At 66.5% G+C, this 15,233-nt stretch carries 14 protein-coding genes; 11 read left to right on the forward strand and 3 right to left on the reverse strand.

Annotated features, from left to right (window positions below; all coding sequences use genetic code 11):
- The first annotated feature begins 116 nt into the window (after nucleotides 1-116).
- The 4 genes from MF407_RS06965 to MF407_RS06980 all read left to right on the forward strand — a co-directional run bounded on the left by MF407_RS06965 (nucleotide 117) and on the right by MF407_RS06980 (nucleotide 4,249).
- A complete protein-coding gene (locus tag MF407_RS06965) occupies nucleotides 117-905 on the forward strand; it encodes a M57 family metalloprotease (RefSeq protein ID WP_239701844.1) in 789 nt (262 codons plus the stop codon).
- Between the two features lie 130 nt (nucleotides 906-1,035).
- A complete protein-coding gene (locus tag MF407_RS06970; protein ID WP_129626870.1) occupies nucleotides 1,036-1,347 on the forward strand; it encodes an SRPBCC domain-containing protein in 312 nt (103 codons plus the stop codon).
- Nucleotides 1,344-2,873: an ATP-dependent DNA ligase gene (locus MF407_RS06975; protein WP_239701845.1), complete on the forward strand. Its 1,530-nt coding sequence runs from the start codon at nucleotides 1,344-1,346 to the stop codon at nucleotides 2,871-2,873. The genes MF407_RS06970 and MF407_RS06975 overlap by 4 nt, the downstream gene beginning before the upstream one ends.
- 47 nt (nucleotides 2,874-2,920) lie before the next feature.
- Nucleotides 2,921-4,249, forward strand: coding sequence for a M20/M25/M40 family metallo-hydrolase (locus tag MF407_RS06980; RefSeq protein WP_129626866.1), 1,329 nt, complete (start codon nucleotides 2,921-2,923; stop codon nucleotides 4,247-4,249).
- Between the two features lie 20 nt (nucleotides 4,250-4,269).
- On the opposite strand, the gene MF407_RS06985 is transcribed toward MF407_RS06980, so the two are convergent.
- Nucleotides 4,270-4,455, reverse strand: a complete 186-nt coding sequence (locus MF407_RS06985; protein ID WP_129626864.1) for a DUF5703 family protein — start codon at nucleotides 4,453-4,455, stop codon at nucleotides 4,270-4,272.
- A gap of 39 nt (nucleotides 4,456-4,494) precedes the next feature.
- Between MF407_RS06985 and MF407_RS06990 the strand changes: the two genes are divergently transcribed.
- Nucleotides 4,495-4,863: a hypothetical protein gene (locus tag MF407_RS06990; RefSeq protein ID WP_129626862.1), complete on the forward strand. Its 369-nt coding sequence runs from the start codon at nucleotides 4,495-4,497 to the stop codon at nucleotides 4,861-4,863.
- 11 nt (nucleotides 4,864-4,874) lie between these two features.
- On the opposite strand, the gene MF407_RS06995 is transcribed toward MF407_RS06990, so the two are convergent.
- Nucleotides 4,875-5,813, reverse strand: a complete 939-nt coding sequence (locus MF407_RS06995) for an aldo/keto reductase (protein WP_129626860.1) — start codon at nucleotides 5,811-5,813, stop codon at nucleotides 4,875-4,877.
- 69 nt (nucleotides 5,814-5,882) lie between these two features.
- Here MF407_RS06995 and MF407_RS07000 point away from each other — a divergent pair, with 69 nt between their 5' ends.
- From MF407_RS07000 to mshC, 5 genes are all read left to right on the forward strand, one after another.
- Nucleotides 5,883-6,944, forward strand: a complete 1,062-nt coding sequence (locus tag MF407_RS07000) for an LLM class F420-dependent oxidoreductase (protein ID WP_239701846.1) — start codon at nucleotides 5,883-5,885, stop codon at nucleotides 6,942-6,944.
- A complete protein-coding gene (locus MF407_RS07005; protein ID WP_239701847.1) occupies nucleotides 6,941-7,648 on the forward strand; it encodes an MSMEG_4193 family putative phosphomutase in 708 nt (235 codons plus the stop codon). Before MF407_RS07000 ends, MF407_RS07005 begins: the two co-directional genes overlap by 4 nt.
- Before the next feature lie 22 nt (nucleotides 7,649-7,670).
- The gene (locus tag MF407_RS07010; RefSeq protein ID WP_239701848.1) at nucleotides 7,671-8,210 is read left to right on the forward strand and encodes a DUF3090 domain-containing protein; all 540 of its coding nucleotides are present in this window, start codon (nucleotides 7,671-7,673) and stop codon (nucleotides 8,208-8,210) included.
- Nucleotides 8,188-8,997, forward strand: a complete 810-nt coding sequence (locus tag MF407_RS07015; protein ID WP_168990284.1) for an SCO1664 family protein — start codon at nucleotides 8,188-8,190, stop codon at nucleotides 8,995-8,997. The genes MF407_RS07010 and MF407_RS07015 overlap by 23 nt, the downstream gene beginning before the upstream one ends.
- 76 nt (nucleotides 8,998-9,073) lie before the next feature.
- Complete coding sequence (gene mshC, locus MF407_RS07020; RefSeq protein WP_239701849.1) at nucleotides 9,074-10,327, forward strand: cysteine--1-D-myo-inosityl 2-amino-2-deoxy-alpha-D-glucopyranoside ligase; 1,254 nt, start codon at nucleotides 9,074-9,076, stop codon at nucleotides 10,325-10,327.
- Nucleotides 10,328-10,408: 81 nt separating this feature from the next.
- Here mshC and MF407_RS07025 read toward each other — a convergent pair whose 3' ends face one another.
- Nucleotides 10,409-11,269 (reverse strand): PAC2 family protein, encoded by an 861-nt coding sequence (locus MF407_RS07025; RefSeq protein WP_239701850.1) that lies wholly within the window; start codon nucleotides 11,267-11,269, stop codon nucleotides 10,409-10,411.
- Nucleotides 11,270-11,417: 148 nt separating this feature from the next.
- Between MF407_RS07025 and metH the strand changes: the two genes are divergently transcribed.
- A complete protein-coding gene (gene metH, locus MF407_RS07030) occupies nucleotides 11,418-15,233 on the forward strand; it encodes a methionine synthase (RefSeq protein ID WP_345770838.1) in 3,816 nt (1,271 codons plus the stop codon).

A 15,233-nucleotide genomic window follows, 5' to 3' on the forward strand; every position in this document is an offset into this window, starting at 1 on the left:
GGAGCGCTGCAAAAACCCCGCCACCAAGCGAACGAAGCCACATCCTAGCCTCGGTGCACATCCCGCTCACCGCTCAATCCTGTCCGGTGGGCCCCACAAGGAAGGGATCCTTTCCGATGAGTCACCGCATCACCCGTGTCGCCGCTGCGACCGTCGCCGTCTTCGGCGTCGCAGGGGCGTCCTTCGCATCGGCCGCGCCGAGCTTCGAGGAGTTCGCGGCGAGCACCTACCAGGACACGGACAAGCAGTACATCGTCAACGGTGACGAACCGCTCTCGAACAAGGGCAAACTCAAGGACTACTACACCGAGATGACCACTCCGCCCGAGAAGGACGGTCTGATCATCAACCGCACCTACACCGGCGACGACAAGTGGACCGCGACCCAGGCGAGGAGCCCGACTTACCGCGTCTCGACGAAGTTCGGCAGCGAGCACGCCGATGTCGCGGCCGCGATGCAGTCGGGGGCGGGCCAGTGGGAGTCGGCGTCGTCCGGCATCGACTTCATCCACGACTCCAGCCAGGACGCCAATTGTTCGACCAGTAACAACAATGTGGTGTTCTCGGTCGAGCCGGCCGCCTCCAACTCCTCCTACATCGCCCGTGCGTTCTTCCCGAGCTCCAGCAAGTCCGAGCGGAACGTCCTGGTGAACACAGGTCAGTTGTTCAGCGCAGCCTCCTGGACACCGTCGAACATCATGGCGCACGAACTGGGCCACACGCTCGGCTTCCGTCACGAGCACACCCGTCCCGAGGCCGGCACCTGCTTCGAGGACAACAATTGGTCGCCGCTGACGCCGTACGACGCTTCGTCCATCATGCATTACCCGCAGTGCAACGGCGCCTCGAGCGATCTGTCGATGAGCCCGGACGACGTCACGGGTGTCAAGAAGGTCTACGGCTGATCCGAACCTCGTTTCTCCTTCTGGGTCCGCGGGTGCGGCGCTGCTCGACAGCGCGGCACCCGCGAACCGTTGTCGGGTGGCAACTGTGCTGGAAGATGGAGCCATCTGACCGAGTGACCAGGAGTGGACCATGACTGAGACCGTCGAGATCGAGCGGGTCTTCAATACTGCGCCGCGGCGTCTGTTCCGGGCGTGGACCGACGCGGTCGAACTCGCCACCTGGTGGGGCACGAGCGAACCCGAACCTGACTTCGTCGAGGTCGTGCCCGACGAGCGCGTGACGACCGCGGACGAGGCGCTCGTGGTGACTTTCGAACCGAATCCGGCCGGTTCGAAACTCGTTGTTCAGCAACAGATCTCGAACGATCCCGACGAGATGCGGCGGCTCTGGACGCAGCGTCTGGACCAGCTGGACGAGTTGGTCAGCCCGGGCGCCCGATGACCCTCTTCGCGCAGGTCGCGGACGTCTCGCGCCGGGTCAGCGCCACGCGGTCACGCAACGAGAAGGTTGCGTTGATCGCGCAGGCGCTGCGTGAGGCCCGGCCCGACGAGCGTGCGGTGATCGCCGACTACCTCGCCGGCACGCTGCCGCAGCGCAGGGTCGGGATCGGCGGGCGATCGCTGCGCTCGAACCCTTCGGATGCGGTCGAGGAAGCTACGGTCGACGTCCTCGACCTGGACGCGACGCTCACCCGGATGGAAGATCTGCGTGGCACCGGGTCGAACACCCGGCGCCGGGAGATGCTCGACGAGTTGTGGGGTCGGCTGACCGAACAAGAACGGCGGTTGCTGACCGGACTGCTGCTCGGCGACGCTCGTCAAGGCGCGGGAGACGGAGTCATGCTCAAAGCGATCGCGGCCGCGGCGCAGGTGAAGGAGACCGACGTGCGGCGGGCCGTGATGCTGGCTGGTCGTACCGGCCCAGTGGCGGCCATCGCACTGGACGGCGGGGCGCCTGCTCTCGAGGAGGTGCGCCTCGAGGTCGGGCGCCCGCTGCGTCCGATGCTCGCGGGGTCGAGTCCGGACGTGGAGTCCGTGGTCGAGGAGCCGGGGGAGTGGACGGTCGAGGTGAAACTCGACGGAATTCGCCTGCAAGCACACAAGATCGGTGACGAGGTCCGGTTGTTCACCCGCAGCCTGGACGACATCACCGCCCGACTTCCGGACGTGGTCGAGGTGGTGCGCGCACTACCGGCGAAGGAGGCGGTCCTCGACGGCGAGGCCATCGCCCTGCGTCCCGACGGTCGCCCCGAACCGTTCCAGGTGACCGGCGCTCGCACGGCCAGCAGCGCCGACCCCGACGAACTACGCCGCAACGTCCCGCTCACCGCGTTGTTCTTCGATCTCATGCATCTGGACGGAGACGACCTCGTCGACGAACCGCTGCACGTCCGACGAGAGCGACTCGAACGCCTGGTGCCGCAACAGCACGTCGTGACTGCGGTCCGTCCGACGAATTCCGCTGCGGCGCAGGGGTTCTTCGAGGACTGGGTGGGCCGAGGACACGAAGGGGTGGTCGCCAAACGCCTCGACTCGGTCTATGCCGCCGGACGCCGGGGCAGCGGTTGGGTCAAGGTGAAACCACGTCACACGCTCGACCTCGTCGTGCTCGCTGTCGAGGAAGGCAGCGGTCGACGCAAGGGCTTCCTGTCGAACATCCATCTGGGCGCCCGTGACCCGAACACCGGCGACTTCATCATGCTCGGCAAGACCTTCAAGGGAATGACCGACGAGATGCTCGCCTGGCAGACCGAGCGGTTCACCGACCTCATGACCGACCGCGACGACTGGGTGGTGCGGGTGCGTCCGGAGCAGGTCGTCGAGATCGCGTTCGACGGCCTGCAGAAATCGACCAGGTATCCCGGCGGAGTCGCGCTGCGGTTCGCGCGAGTGCTGCGTTACCGCGACGACAAGACCGCCGAGCAGGCCGACACGATCGACGAGGTACGGCGTTTGGCACAGTGGTAGCAGACCGACGAGACCGACGAGACCGGCAAGTAGACGCAGGAGCAGCGATGAACGATCAGCAGCAGACCCGAGCGCGGGACGAGGTCGTGCGTATCTGTCAGGACCTCATCGGCATCGACACCAGCAATTACGGCAACGACAAAGGCCCCGGCGAGCGCAAGGCCGCCGAGTACGTGATGTCGGAGTTCACCGAGGTGGGCCTGGATCCTGAACTCATCGAAAGTGAGCCCGGCCGCGCGAGCGTCGTCGTCCGTATCGAGGGTGAGGACGCCTCGCGCGGTGCGCTGGTCGTCCACGGCCACCTCGACGTCGTGCCCGCGAATGCCGAGGACTGGCAGGTCGATCCGTTCGCCGCCGAGATCAAGGACGACTGCGTGTGGGGACGCGGCGCGGTCGACATGAAGGACATGGACGCGATGATCATCGCGAACGTGCGCGAACTCGTCCGCTCCGGCAGGAAACCGCCGCGCGACCTGATCATCGGCATGTTCGCCGACGAGGAGGCCGGCGGAGCCAAGGGCGCGAACTGGCTGGTCGAGCACCGTCCGGAACTGTTCGAGGGCGCGACCGAAGCAGTGAGCGAGGTGGGCGGCTACAGCGTCACGGTGCCCAAGAAGGCCGGGGGACAGCAGCGCGTCTACCTGTTGCAGACCGCCGAGAAGGGCATCGCCTGGTTGCGTCTGGTGGCTCACGGACGGGCCGGTCACGGATCGGTGCCGAACGACGAGAACGCCGTGGTCCGACTCGCAGAGGCGATCGCACGCATCAACGCTCACTACTGGCCGCGCGAGTACATCGCCAGCGTCTCGCTGCTCCTCGACGGCCTGAGCGAGATCACCGGCATCACCTACTCGCCGGACGACGCGGGCGAGCTGCTCGCGACCATCGGCGGCGCACGGGGGTTCGTCGAAGGCACGCTGCGCGACACCTCCAATTTCACGATGCTCAACAGCGGCTACAAGCACAACGTCATTCCACAATCAGCGTCGGCGAGCCTGGACTGCCGGTTCCTTCCCGGCCACGAGAACGAGTTGATGAGCACAATCGAACGCCTCGCGGGTGAGTTCGTCGAGGTGCAGATCGTGCACAAGGACATCGCGTTGGACGCACCGGTCGAAGGACCGCTGGTCGACAAGATGAAGCGGGCACTCGCCACCCAGGACCCGGACGCGGCCGTGCTGCCGTACTGCCTCTCCGGTGGCACGGACAACAAGTCGCTCGCGAAACTGGGCGTCGTCGGCTACGGGTTCGCCCCGCTGCGGCTGCCGGCCGACCTCGACTTCGCGCCGATGTTCCACGGCATCGACGAGCGAGTTCCGTTGGAATCGCTACGGTTCGGAGCCGACGTGCTCGGTGAGTTCATGCGCGACTGCTGACCGGCGCCGACCGATCGAACTCAGGCGGTGCGGCGCACCCGGATGATCCGGCGCCGCAACCACACCTTGCGCAGACCGCCCAGATAGAGCCGGGTGCGGGCCAATTCCCAATGCCCGTACTCGGCGTGATCGGTCAGCGTCTGGCGCACGACGGAGCGCTCCACGTCTCGCGGGAACGTCAGCACCTGGTACTCATACTCGGTCATCGCTGCCTATTGTGCGTCAGAGCCGATAGCGTTCGGTGCATGAGCGTCGACCCGCGTGCCGCCCTCTCCTGCTTCATCAACGCCGTGGAACGGCATTTCGAACTCGCGTCCAGCGGACGCGGCAACGACGACCCCCATGTCCAGGAGGCCGCCGACTCGCTCGCCGACGCCTTCGAGACCTACGAGGATGCGCTGTACGAGGCGTACGGGCTCAATACCCCCTTCTTCCTGCCCGCCGACGAGGACGACTTCGACGACGACCTCGATGAAGACGAAGACGAAGACGAAGATGATGAGGAAGAGGACGACGATGACGAGGTCGACCTGAGCGAGTTCGATGACGACGATGACGACGACGAGCCGTACCGCGGGTTCGAGGTCGACGACATCGACTACGAGTCGGAGTAGTCAGCAGCTCCTCAGCGCGCGGAGACCTCGTCGAGCGCCTGACGGATCGCCGGGGCGATGTCGAGCCGCTGGGACGCGAGCGCGGTGCGCAACTGGGTCTGCTTACGAGCTCCCACGACGCAACTGCTGAGTCCCGGACGTTCGCGCAACCACGCCAGCGCCACCTCGGTCTGCGAGACGCCGAGCCCGTCAGCCGCCGTCGCGACGGCCTTCATCACAGGCCCGTCCGCCGCACCGAGCATCTGAGCGGCCCAGCGCGGGTGATCGCCCGAGCTCGCCCGGCTCTCGGCCGGGACGCCACCGCGGTACTTGCCGGTGAGCACCCCACCGGCCAACGGTGACCACGCCATCACCCCGATCCCCAGCGCGTCTGCAGCCGGCAGAATCTCGGCCTCGGCCGACCGGTCGAGCAGGCTGTACTGAACCTGGTTGGCCACCAAGGGAATTCGCAGTCGCTGCGCCTCACCGGCGACGATCGCCGACTGCCAACCCGAGTAATTGGAAACCCCGACGTAGCGGGCCTTGCCCGACGTCACCGCGCACTCCAACGCTCCGAGCGTCTCCTGCCAGGGCACCTCGTCCGACCAGCTGTGCACCAGCCAGAGGTCCAGATGCTCGGTGCCGAGTCGGGTGAGGGACGCGTCCAACTGGGTCAGCAGCGCACGACGGGAGGTGTCGACCACCCGCTGCCCGGTACGACGCGAGATACCGGCCTTTCCGACAAGGACGAGGTCCTCGCGGTGCAGGCCCTCGATGAGGGACCCGATGATCGTCTCGCTGCCGCCGTCGGCGTACCCGTACGCGGTGTCGATCGTGGTGCCACCGGCGTCCAGATAGTCCTCGAGCAACAGGCGCGCGTCGTCCTCGTCGACCTGGGTGCCCCAGTTCATCGTGCCGAGAGTGAGCGTGGAGACGGTCAGTCCGCTGCGACCGAGGGAGCGCGAAAGCATGGCCCCAACCTATCGGCGGCCACGCGGGCGACCCCGCTGACGCACCGTGGGGCGAGTACCGTTCCAGACATGCGACTTGCGCTCAATGTGGGCTACTGGGGAACGACCGGCACCGACGACCTCGACGGCATGCTTGCCCTGGCGAAGGCCGCCGACGAGCATCGGTACGACGTCGTCTGGCTGGCGGAGGCGTACGGCTCCGACATCCCGAGCCTGACCGGTTATCTGGCTGCCCACACCGAGCACGTCGGGTATGGCGCCGCGATCATGCAGATTCCGGGTCGCAGCCCGGCGATGACCGCGATGACCGCCGCGACGCTCGACCGGATCACCGGCGGACGCTTTCACCTGGGCCTCGGTGTCTCCGGGCCGCAGGTCAGCGAGGGCTGGCACGGTGTCAGGTTCGCCGATCCGCTGGGTCGCACCCGTGAGTACGTCGAGATCGTCCGGCAGGCACTCGGTCGTCAGAACGTGGAGTTCCACGGCAAGCACTTCGATCTACCGCTGCCGGACGGCCCGGGCAAGTCATTGCGGCTGCTCTTGCTGCCCGAACGGGAGAACGTGCCGATCTACTTGGCCTCGCTCGGTCCGAAGAACCTCGCGCTCACCGGCGAGATCGCCGACGGCTGGATCGGCATCTTCGTCAGCCCCGAATACCTGCCCGAGCAACTCGAGACGATCGCGGGTGGTCGGGCGAAGTCCGACCTGACGATGGACGGGTTCGACGTCGTCGCCTCCGTCAACGTGAGCATGGCCGACAACGTCGACGCCGCAGCCGATCGGCTGCGCGGCCACGCCGCTCTCTACATCGGTGGCATGGGCTCGAGGGACAAGAACTTCTATCACGCGCTCGCCACCCGAATGGGCTTCGAGAAGCACGCAGACCATGTCCAGGATCTGTTCTTGGCCAAGCAGCACCGCGACGCGGCCGCAGCCGTGCCGCGCGAGTTCATCGAACGCACCGCGATGGTCGGAGACGCAGAAGCGATCCGCGCCCGGCTGCGTGCCTATGCGAAAGCCGGCGTGACGACGCTCGCGGTTTCGCCGTGGATGGACAGCATGCAGGAGCGGATCGAACTGCTCGGACTCATCGCACGATTGATGGACGACGAGGGACTGCGTTCCTCGTGACCACCGTGTTGTTGCTGCGGCACGGGCGGACCGCGGCGAACGCCGCCGGGCTGCTGGCCGGCTGGACCGAGGGCGTCGGTCTCGACGACACCGGCAAGGAGCAGGTGACCGCGCTCGGCCGACGGCTGCGCGATGTTCCGTTGGCCGGCGTAGTGACCAGCCCGTTGCAGCGCTGCCGTGAGACGACGGACGCGATCGTCTCCGGGCGTGAGGTCGAGGTGACGGTCGACGAGGGCGTGGGGGAGTGCCACTACGGCGGTTGGACGAACCGGCCGCTCAAAGAGCTGGCCAAGGAAGACCTCTGGCGCACTGTGCAGGATCACCCGAGCGCGGCCACATTTCCTGCGAGCGAGCAGTACCGGCACGAGTCGATCGCCCAGATGCAGTTGCGAGCGGTCGAGACGATGCGGCACTACGACGCACATTTCGAGCACCAGGTCGGTGCGCACGCGGTGTGGGCGCTGGTGTCCCACGGTGACGTGATCAAGTCGATCCTCGCCGAATGTCTCGGTGAGCACATCGACCAGTTCCAGCGAATCACCGTCGGTCCGGCCTCGCTGAGCGCGGTGCGCCTCACCGCTACGCGGCCGTTCGTGCTGCGGATCAACGACACCGGTAGCGATCCCGCCGACCTCGTGCCGAAGTCCGATCAGGCGAAGGACGCCGAGGCAACTGTCGGCGGTGGCTCGACCGCGCAGGGCTGAGCCGCGGCGTTAAGGTCGGTGCATGCCGTTGATCGAGTACGTGGACCCCGACAGGTTCGTCGCGGGCACCGTCGGCCCTGCGGGCCAGCGCACCTTCTTCCTGCAGGCCGTCGACGGCCGCCGGATCACCAGCGTGTCGCTGGAGAAGGCGCAGGTCGCGATGCTTGCCGAGCGGATCGATGAACTGCTCGACCAACTGGACGCCACCGCTGACGTCCCGGTCCTAGAGCCGGACAACGAGCCACTGAGCACCCCGATCGATGATGAATTCCGGGTGGGCACCCTCACGCTTGCCTGGGATCCGGAGACGCTGCGCGTGATCGTGGAGTGCCTCGATTCCACCGTGTCGGTCGAGGTGGGTGAATCGGGCGAACCGTCCGTCGCCGTCGACGAACCCGACAGCACCACGCTCCGCGTCGCGGTGCAGCCGCAGATGGCGCGCGAATTCACCCGTCGTGCAACGGCATTGCTTGAGCAGGGCCGTCCGCCGTGCCCGCTCTGCGGCGATCCGCTGGACCCGAACGGCCATGTCTGTCCCCGTGCCAACGGATACAAGCGCTGACGACCAGGTGCTGCGGCTGCTGGCCGACAGCGACCTGGAGATTGAAGGACGGCTGGTCGATGCGTCCAATGTCGCGCTGCGTGTCTGGGTGGGCGAGGGTGAGAAGCGAACAGCCGCGGTCTACAAGCCGATTCGAGGCGAACGACCGTTGTGGGACTTCCCCGACGGGTCCCTCGCCGGACGCGAGCTGGCGGCCTCGTACGTCTCGGACGCCACCGGTTGGAACTTCGTGCCCAGGACGGTCCTGCGGGACGGGCCGCTCGGGCCGGGCACCGTTCAGCAGTGGGTCGGACCGCTCGAGGGGCGGGAGGACCCCGACTTCGTCCGCATCGACGCGCCGGCTGACGTCCCGGACGGCAACGTCCCGGTGCTCGCCGTCCGGGACGAGGCAGATCGACCGCTGGTCGTCTCGCACAGCGACACCCCGCGCCTGCGCACGCTCGCGGTGTTCGACGCACTGCTGAACAACGCCGACCGCAAGGCGAGTGCGCTGCTGGCGGACGACGCCACGTTCTGGGCCATTGATCACGGCCTGTGCTTCCACGAGGAGGAGAAGCTGCGGACGGTGTTCTGGGGCTTCGCCGGTGAGCCCATCGCCGCTACGGATATCGCTGCGTTGCAACGCTTTTCCGAGGCACTTGACGGCGGGCTTGTGGCGCAGTTGGAGCCCTTGCTCACGCTCTCTGAGATCGAGGCATTGCACGAAAGGCTGCACGGCCTGCTCGCCGACGGCGTGATGCCCGAGGTGCCCGAGGACCGGCATCCGCTGCCATGGCCACTGTGGTGACCCGTGGTGGCACTGTGGTGAACGGCTCAGCCGACCGTCTCGTGAACAAGCCCGCCCGACAACTAGGCTCTACGCCGTGAAGTCCTGGTCTCAGCCGTCCTTTCCCCGCCTGGCGAAAGCGGCACCCGCCCTGCGGTTGCGCGACGAACACACCGGTGAACTCGAGGTCGTCCCGACGAACGACCCGGTCGGCGTGTACGTCTGCGGGATCACCCCGTACGACACGACGCACCTCGGGCACGCCGCCACCTATGTGACCTTCGACCTCGCGATCCGCGCACTGCGCAACGCCGGCCACGACGTCACCTATGTTCAGAACGTCACCGACATCGACGACCCGCTGCTCGAACGGGCGGCGCGCGACGGCATCGACTGGCAGGACCTCGCCCAGCGTGAGATCGACATCTTCCACGCCGACATGGAAGCCCTGCGCAACCTTCCGCCCCAGCACTACATCGGCGTCGTCGAGACGATGCCTCGCCATGTCGAGGTCATTTCGCGACTGGTCGCGGAAGGCGTGGCGTACGGCCTGCCGGTGGAGGCATCCGAAGCCGGGCAGGACGGCGCCCAGGACTTCTATCTCGACCTGTCGACCCAGCCCAGCTTCGGTGAAACGAGCGGCTGGAACCGCGAGCAGATGGTGGAAGTGTTCGCCGACCGCGGGGGAGACCCCGACCGCCCGGGCAAGCGCGACGTGCTCGACCCGCTGCTCTGGCGCGGTTGGCGCAAGGGCGAACCCCATTGGGACGGCGTCGAACTCGGCCCCGGACGCCCCGGCTGGCACCTGGAATGCACGACGATCGCGCTGGACCACCTCGGCATGGGATTCACCCTGCAGGGCGGCGGCACCGACCTCGTCTTTCCCCACCACGAGATGTCAGCGGTCCAGGCGGAAGCGCTGACCGGGAAGAGCCCGTTCGCGCACCGTTACGCCCACCAGGCGATGGTGGCCTACGACGGCGAGAAGATGAGCAAGTCGCTGGGCAACCTGGTCAAGGTCTCCCAACTACGCGCGGAGAGCGTCGACCCGATGGCCGTGCGCCTGGTCGTCCTCGACCACCACTACGCCCTCGACTGGGAGTACACCGACGACCAGCTCGAGAGTGCGAAGGAGCGCCTGGCGACCTGGCGCGACGTCGCGTCCCGAGCCGGCGATGACGACGCGGACCAACTCGCCGACGCGATCACCGCTGCACTCGCCGACGATCTCGACGCACCCGCCGCGTTGCAGGCCATGGACGCCTGGGCGGCCGATCACGTCCGGGCCGACGCCGGCCCTTCACCCCGCGTCACCGACGCGATCGACGCCGCCCTCGGCATCGCCCTCTGACAACGGGCCACCCGCCGACGATGACTCTCGATGCATGAGGGCACTCCGTATACGGAGTGCCCTCATGCATTTCGCGTTCCTTCAGGGGCGAGGGCCGGGGCCGCCCTCGTCGCGGCGGCGCAGGTACTTCTCGAACTCGCGAGCGATCGCGTCGCCGCTGGCTTCGGGCAGGTCGGTGGTGGCCTGGGCCCGTTCGAGGGCCTCGATGTACTCGGCGATCTCCTCGTCGGCGGCGGCAAGTTCATCGACGCCGCGCTCCCACGCCGCTGACTCGTCCGGAAGTTCACCGCGGTCGATGACGGTGTCCAGCAGTTCCTCGAGCTTGACCACCATCGCCAATGTCGCCTTCGGGGACGGGGCGGTCGCGGCGTAGTGGGGCACTGCCGCCCAGGCCGAAAGACTCGAGATACCAGTGCGATTGGCGGTGTCGGTGAGCACGCCGACGATGCCGACCGGGCCCTCGTACTCACTGGGCTCGACGTCGTAGCGCTGCTGCATGTCCGGATGTTCGGCAGTCACCGACACCGGCATCGGACGACGGTGTGGCACGTCGGCCAGTAGTCCGCCGAGCGTGATGAGCAGGGAGATGTCGGACTCCACGGCGAGCGACAGTAACTCCTGGACGAACTGCATCCATCGGAACGACGGCTCGATGCCGTGCACCAGCAGGACGTCGCGGTCGAGCGGGGTGTCACGGGCCAGGTAGACCCGGGTCGTGGGCCACTCGATCTGCCGTGATTCGGGACCACCGACCACACGTGGCCGGTTCACCTGGAAGTCGTAGTACTCGGCGGGGTCGATCGCCGCGACCAGATCGGCGTCCCATACCTCGACCAGGTGCGCGACGGTGCTCGTGGCCACCTCGCCGGCGTCGTTCCAGCCCTCGAACGCGGCGATCATGATGGGATCGTCGAGCAGTGGGATGTCCTCGATCTCGATCACGTGATTCGTCCCTTCATCCCTGGTTTGCCCGTCGGGGTTCGACGGCTTCGATCCAGCGTACGGAGTGATCGACCACGCCTCGGCGGTGACCGGGCAACGGGATGCAGGTGTCGTAAACTCGGGCGACTCTACGAAGGGAACACCAACAGTGAGCAGCCGCTCCGACTCCCGCTCCGAGACTTTCGAGCGCGACACGACCCACCAGCGTCCAGACGCCACCGCCGAACTCACCGAAGCGCTCAATTCCCGCGTGATGATCCTCGACGGATCGATGGGTGTCTTCATTCAACGGCACAAACTGTCGGAGGACGAGTTCCGCGGCGAGCGATTCGCCGACTGGGAGCGTGACGTCAAGGGCAACAACGACCTGCTCTCGATCACCAAGCCCGAGTTGATCGCCGACATCCACCGCGCTTACCTCGACGCCGGCGCCGACATCATCGAGACGAACACCTTCTCGGCACAACGGATCTCGATGGCCGACTACGGCATGGAGGATCTCTCCTACGAGTTGAACTTCGTCTCTGCCGCGCTCGCCCGCGCGGAGTGCGACAAGGCCGCGACCGATGACAAACCGCGCTATGTCGCCGGTGCACTCGGCCCGACCAACCGGACGGCGTCCATCTCTCCTGACGTCAATGACCCGGGTGCCCGCAACATCACCTACCAGGAACTCGTCGACGCTTACCTGGAACAGGCGCAGGGTCTGATCGACGGCGGCTCGGACCTGCTGCTGGTCGAGACGATCTTCGACACCCTCAACGCCAAGGCGGCGATCTTCGCCCTGGAAACCCTGTTCGAGCAGGAGGGACGCCGGTGGCCGGTGATCATCTCCGGCACGATCACGGACGCGTCCGGTCGCACGCTGTCCGGTCAGGTCACCGAGGCCTTCTGGAACAGCGTCCGCCACGCCAAGCCGCTCGCTGTCGGGTTCAACTGTGCGCTCGGCGCCGCCGACATGCGCCCGTACGTCGCGGAACTGTCGAAGATCGCGGACGCGTTCGTCTCGGTCTACCCGAACGCCGGCCTGCCCAACGCCTTCGGTGAGTACGACGAGACTCCTCAGGAGATGGCGGACGTCGTCTGCGGCTTCGCCAAGGACGGACTGGTCAACATCCTCGGCGGCTGCTGCGGCACCACGCCCGAGCACATCAGCGAGATCGCCGACCGGGTCGAGGGCGTGTCCCCCCGCGAAGTACCGAGCATCGCCCCCGCGCTGCGTCTGTCCGGTCTCGAACCGCTCAACGTGGTCGAGGACTCCCTGTTCGTCAACGTCGGCGAGCGCACCAACATCACCGGTTCGGCGCGTTTCCGCAAGTTGATCAAGGACGGCGACTACCCGACCGCACTGAACGTGGCGCGTCAGCAGGTCGAGGCCGGCGCACAGGTCATCGACATCAACATGGACGAAGGCATGATCGACGGCATCGAGGCGATGGATCGCTTCTGCAAGCTGATCGCCTCCGAGCCCGACATCAGCCGCGTCCCGGTGATGATCGACTCGTCCAAGTGGAGTGTCATCGAGGCCGGTCTGCGCTGCGTACAGGGCAAGCCCATCGTCAACTCGATCTCGATGAAGGAGGGCCTGGAACCGTTCATCGAACAGGCCCGCCTGTGCCGTAAGTACGGCGCCGCCGTGGTGGTCATGGCCTTCGACGAGGAGGGACAGGCCGACACCATCGAGCGTCGCAAGGAGATCTGTTCCAAGGCGTACGAGATCCTCACGCAGGAGATCGGTTTCCCGGCCGAGGACATCATCTTCGACCCGAACATCTTCGCGGTCGCGACGGGTATCGAGGAGCACTCCAACTACGGCGTCGACTTCATCGAGGCCACCCGTTGGATCAAGCAGAACTTGCCCGGAGCCCTGGTCTCCGGCGGTGTCTCGAACGTCTCGTTCAGCTTCCGCGGCAACAACCCGGTGCGCGAGGCGATCCACGCGGTGTTCCTGTACCACGCCATCGAAGCGGGCATGGACATGGGAATCGTCAACGCCGGCGCACTGGTCGTCTACGACCAGATCGATCCCGAACTCAAGGAGCGCATCGAGGACGTCGTGCTCAACCGACGTCCCGACTCCACGGAGCGGCTGCTGGAGATCGCGGCCGAGCACAACAAGGAAGCCGGCCCGGTCGACAACAGCGCGGCCCTCGAGTGGCGCAATCTTCCTGTACGCGAACGCATCACGCACGCGTTGGTGAAGGGCATGGACGAGTATGTCGTCGCCGACACCGAGGAGATGCGGGTCGAGCTCGCCGAGGCGGGGGAGCGGCCACTGGCCGTCATCGAGGGCCCGCTGATGGACGGCATGGGCGTCGTCGGAGACCTCTTCGGTGCCGGCAAGATGTTCCTGCCGCAGGTCGTGAAGTCGGCGCGCGTGATGAAAAAGGCTGTCGCACACCTGATTCCGTACATCGAGGCGGAGAAGAAGCCGGGCGACGCGGTGCGCGCCAAGGGCAAGATCGTCATGGCGACGGTCAAGGGCGATGTGCACGACATCGGCAAGAACATCGTCGGTGTGGTGCTGCAGTGCAACAACTACGACGTCGTCGACCTCGGCGTGATGGTGCCCACCGCCAAGATCCTGGAGACCGCGAAGGCGGAGAACGCCGACATCATCGGCCTGTCGGGTCTGATCACTCCCTCGCTGGACGAGATGGTCGGTGTCGCGCAGGAGATGGAGCGACAGGGGTTCGACATCCCGCTGTTGCTCGGCGGCGCGACCACGTCCAAGGCACACACCGCCGTCCGCGTGACCTCGAAATACCACGGACCGGTCGTGTGGGTGAAGGACGCCTCGCGTTCGGTGCCGACGGCGTCCGCGCTGCTGTCCGACACTCGCAAGCAACCTTTCCTGGACGAGGTCGAGCGTGATTACGAGTCGATCCGGCAGCGCCACGCGGCGAAGAAGAACGACCGCCCGCTGATCTCCTACGAACAGGCGATGGCCAAGCGTCCCCCGATCGACTGGTCGAACTACCAGCCGCAGCGTCCGCACATGTTGCTGCAGCAGGACGAGGCCACCGGTAACGACCAGGTGCACGGGCAGATCCGCAGCTGGACCAAGGTGGTGCGCAACTACCCGATCGCCACGCTGCGCAAGTACATCGACTGGCAGCCGTTCTTCAACGCCTGGGAGATGAAGGGACGCTTCCCCGACATCCTCAACAACCCGGCGACGGGGGAGACCGCGCGCAAGCTGTACGACGAGGCGAACGCGATGCTCGACAAGATCGAGGCCGAGAACTGGCTCGAGGCGTCCGGCGTCGTCGGGTTCTTCCCGGCCAACTCCGTCGGCGACTCCATCGAGGTCTACACCGACGAGTCGCGGGGTGAGATCCGCACGATGCTGCACCACCTGCGCCAGCAGGGGCAGCACCGTGAAGGTGTCGCGAACAAGTCCCTGGCCGACTACATCGCCCCCAAGGACTCCGGCCTGCACGACTACATCGGCGGTTTCGCGGTCACCGCAGGCCTGGGCGCAGGCGACAAGATCAAGGAGTTCAAGGACGCGATCGACGACTACAGCGCGATCCTGCTGGAATCGGTCGCCGACCGCCTGGCCGAGGCCTTCGCCGAGCGGATGCATGAGGTCGTGCGTCACGAACTGTGGGGTTACGCGGCCGACGAGACGCTATCGAACGAGGACCTGATCGCCGAGAGGTACCGCGGCATCCGTCCTGCCCCCGGCTACCCCGCTTGCCCCGACCACACGGAGAAGGCGACCCTCTGGGAACTGCTCGACGTGAAGAACCAGACCGGCATCGAACTCACCGAGTCGATGGCCATGTGGCCGGGCGCGTCCGTCTCGGGCTGGTACTTCTCCCATCCTGATTCGCAGTACTTCGTGGTCGGACGCATCAACCGTGACCAGGTGGAGTCGTATGCGCAGCGCAAGGGCTGGACGCTGAAGCAGGCCGAGAAGTGGCTCTCGCCCAACCTCGGCTACGAACCGGAGGACTGA

Origin of the sequence: Yimella sp. NH-Cas1 (assembly GCF_022359705.1) — a bacterium.
GTDB lineage: Bacteria > Actinomycetota > Actinomycetes > Actinomycetales > Dermatophilaceae > Yimella > Yimella lutea.

Coding starts and splice junctions, on each gene's coding strand:
- MF407_RS07010 (WP_239701848.1), top strand. CDS start 7,671: ATGCCGTTGATCGAGTACGTGGACCCCGACAGGTTCGTCGCGGGCACC.
- MF407_RS06995 (WP_129626860.1), bottom strand. CDS start 5,813: ATGCTTTCGCGCTCCCTCGGTCGCAGCGGACTGACCGTCTCCACGCTC.
- MF407_RS06980 (WP_129626866.1), top strand. CDS start 2,921: ATGAACGATCAGCAGCAGACCCGAGCGCGGGACGAGGTCGTGCGTATC.
- MF407_RS06985 (WP_129626864.1), bottom strand. CDS start 4,455: ATGACCGAGTATGAGTACCAGGTGCTGACGTTCCCGCGAGACGTGGAG.
- MF407_RS06975 (WP_239701845.1), top strand. CDS start 1,344: ATGACCCTCTTCGCGCAGGTCGCGGACGTCTCGCGCCGGGTCAGCGCC.
- MF407_RS06965 (WP_239701844.1), top strand. CDS start 117: ATGAGTCACCGCATCACCCGTGTCGCCGCTGCGACCGTCGCCGTCTTC.
- MF407_RS07000 (WP_239701846.1), top strand. CDS start 5,883: ATGCGACTTGCGCTCAATGTGGGCTACTGGGGAACGACCGGCACCGAC.
- MF407_RS06990 (WP_129626862.1), top strand. CDS start 4,495: ATGAGCGTCGACCCGCGTGCCGCCCTCTCCTGCTTCATCAACGCCGTG.
- MF407_RS06970 (WP_129626870.1), top strand. CDS start 1,036: ATGACTGAGACCGTCGAGATCGAGCGGGTCTTCAATACTGCGCCGCGG.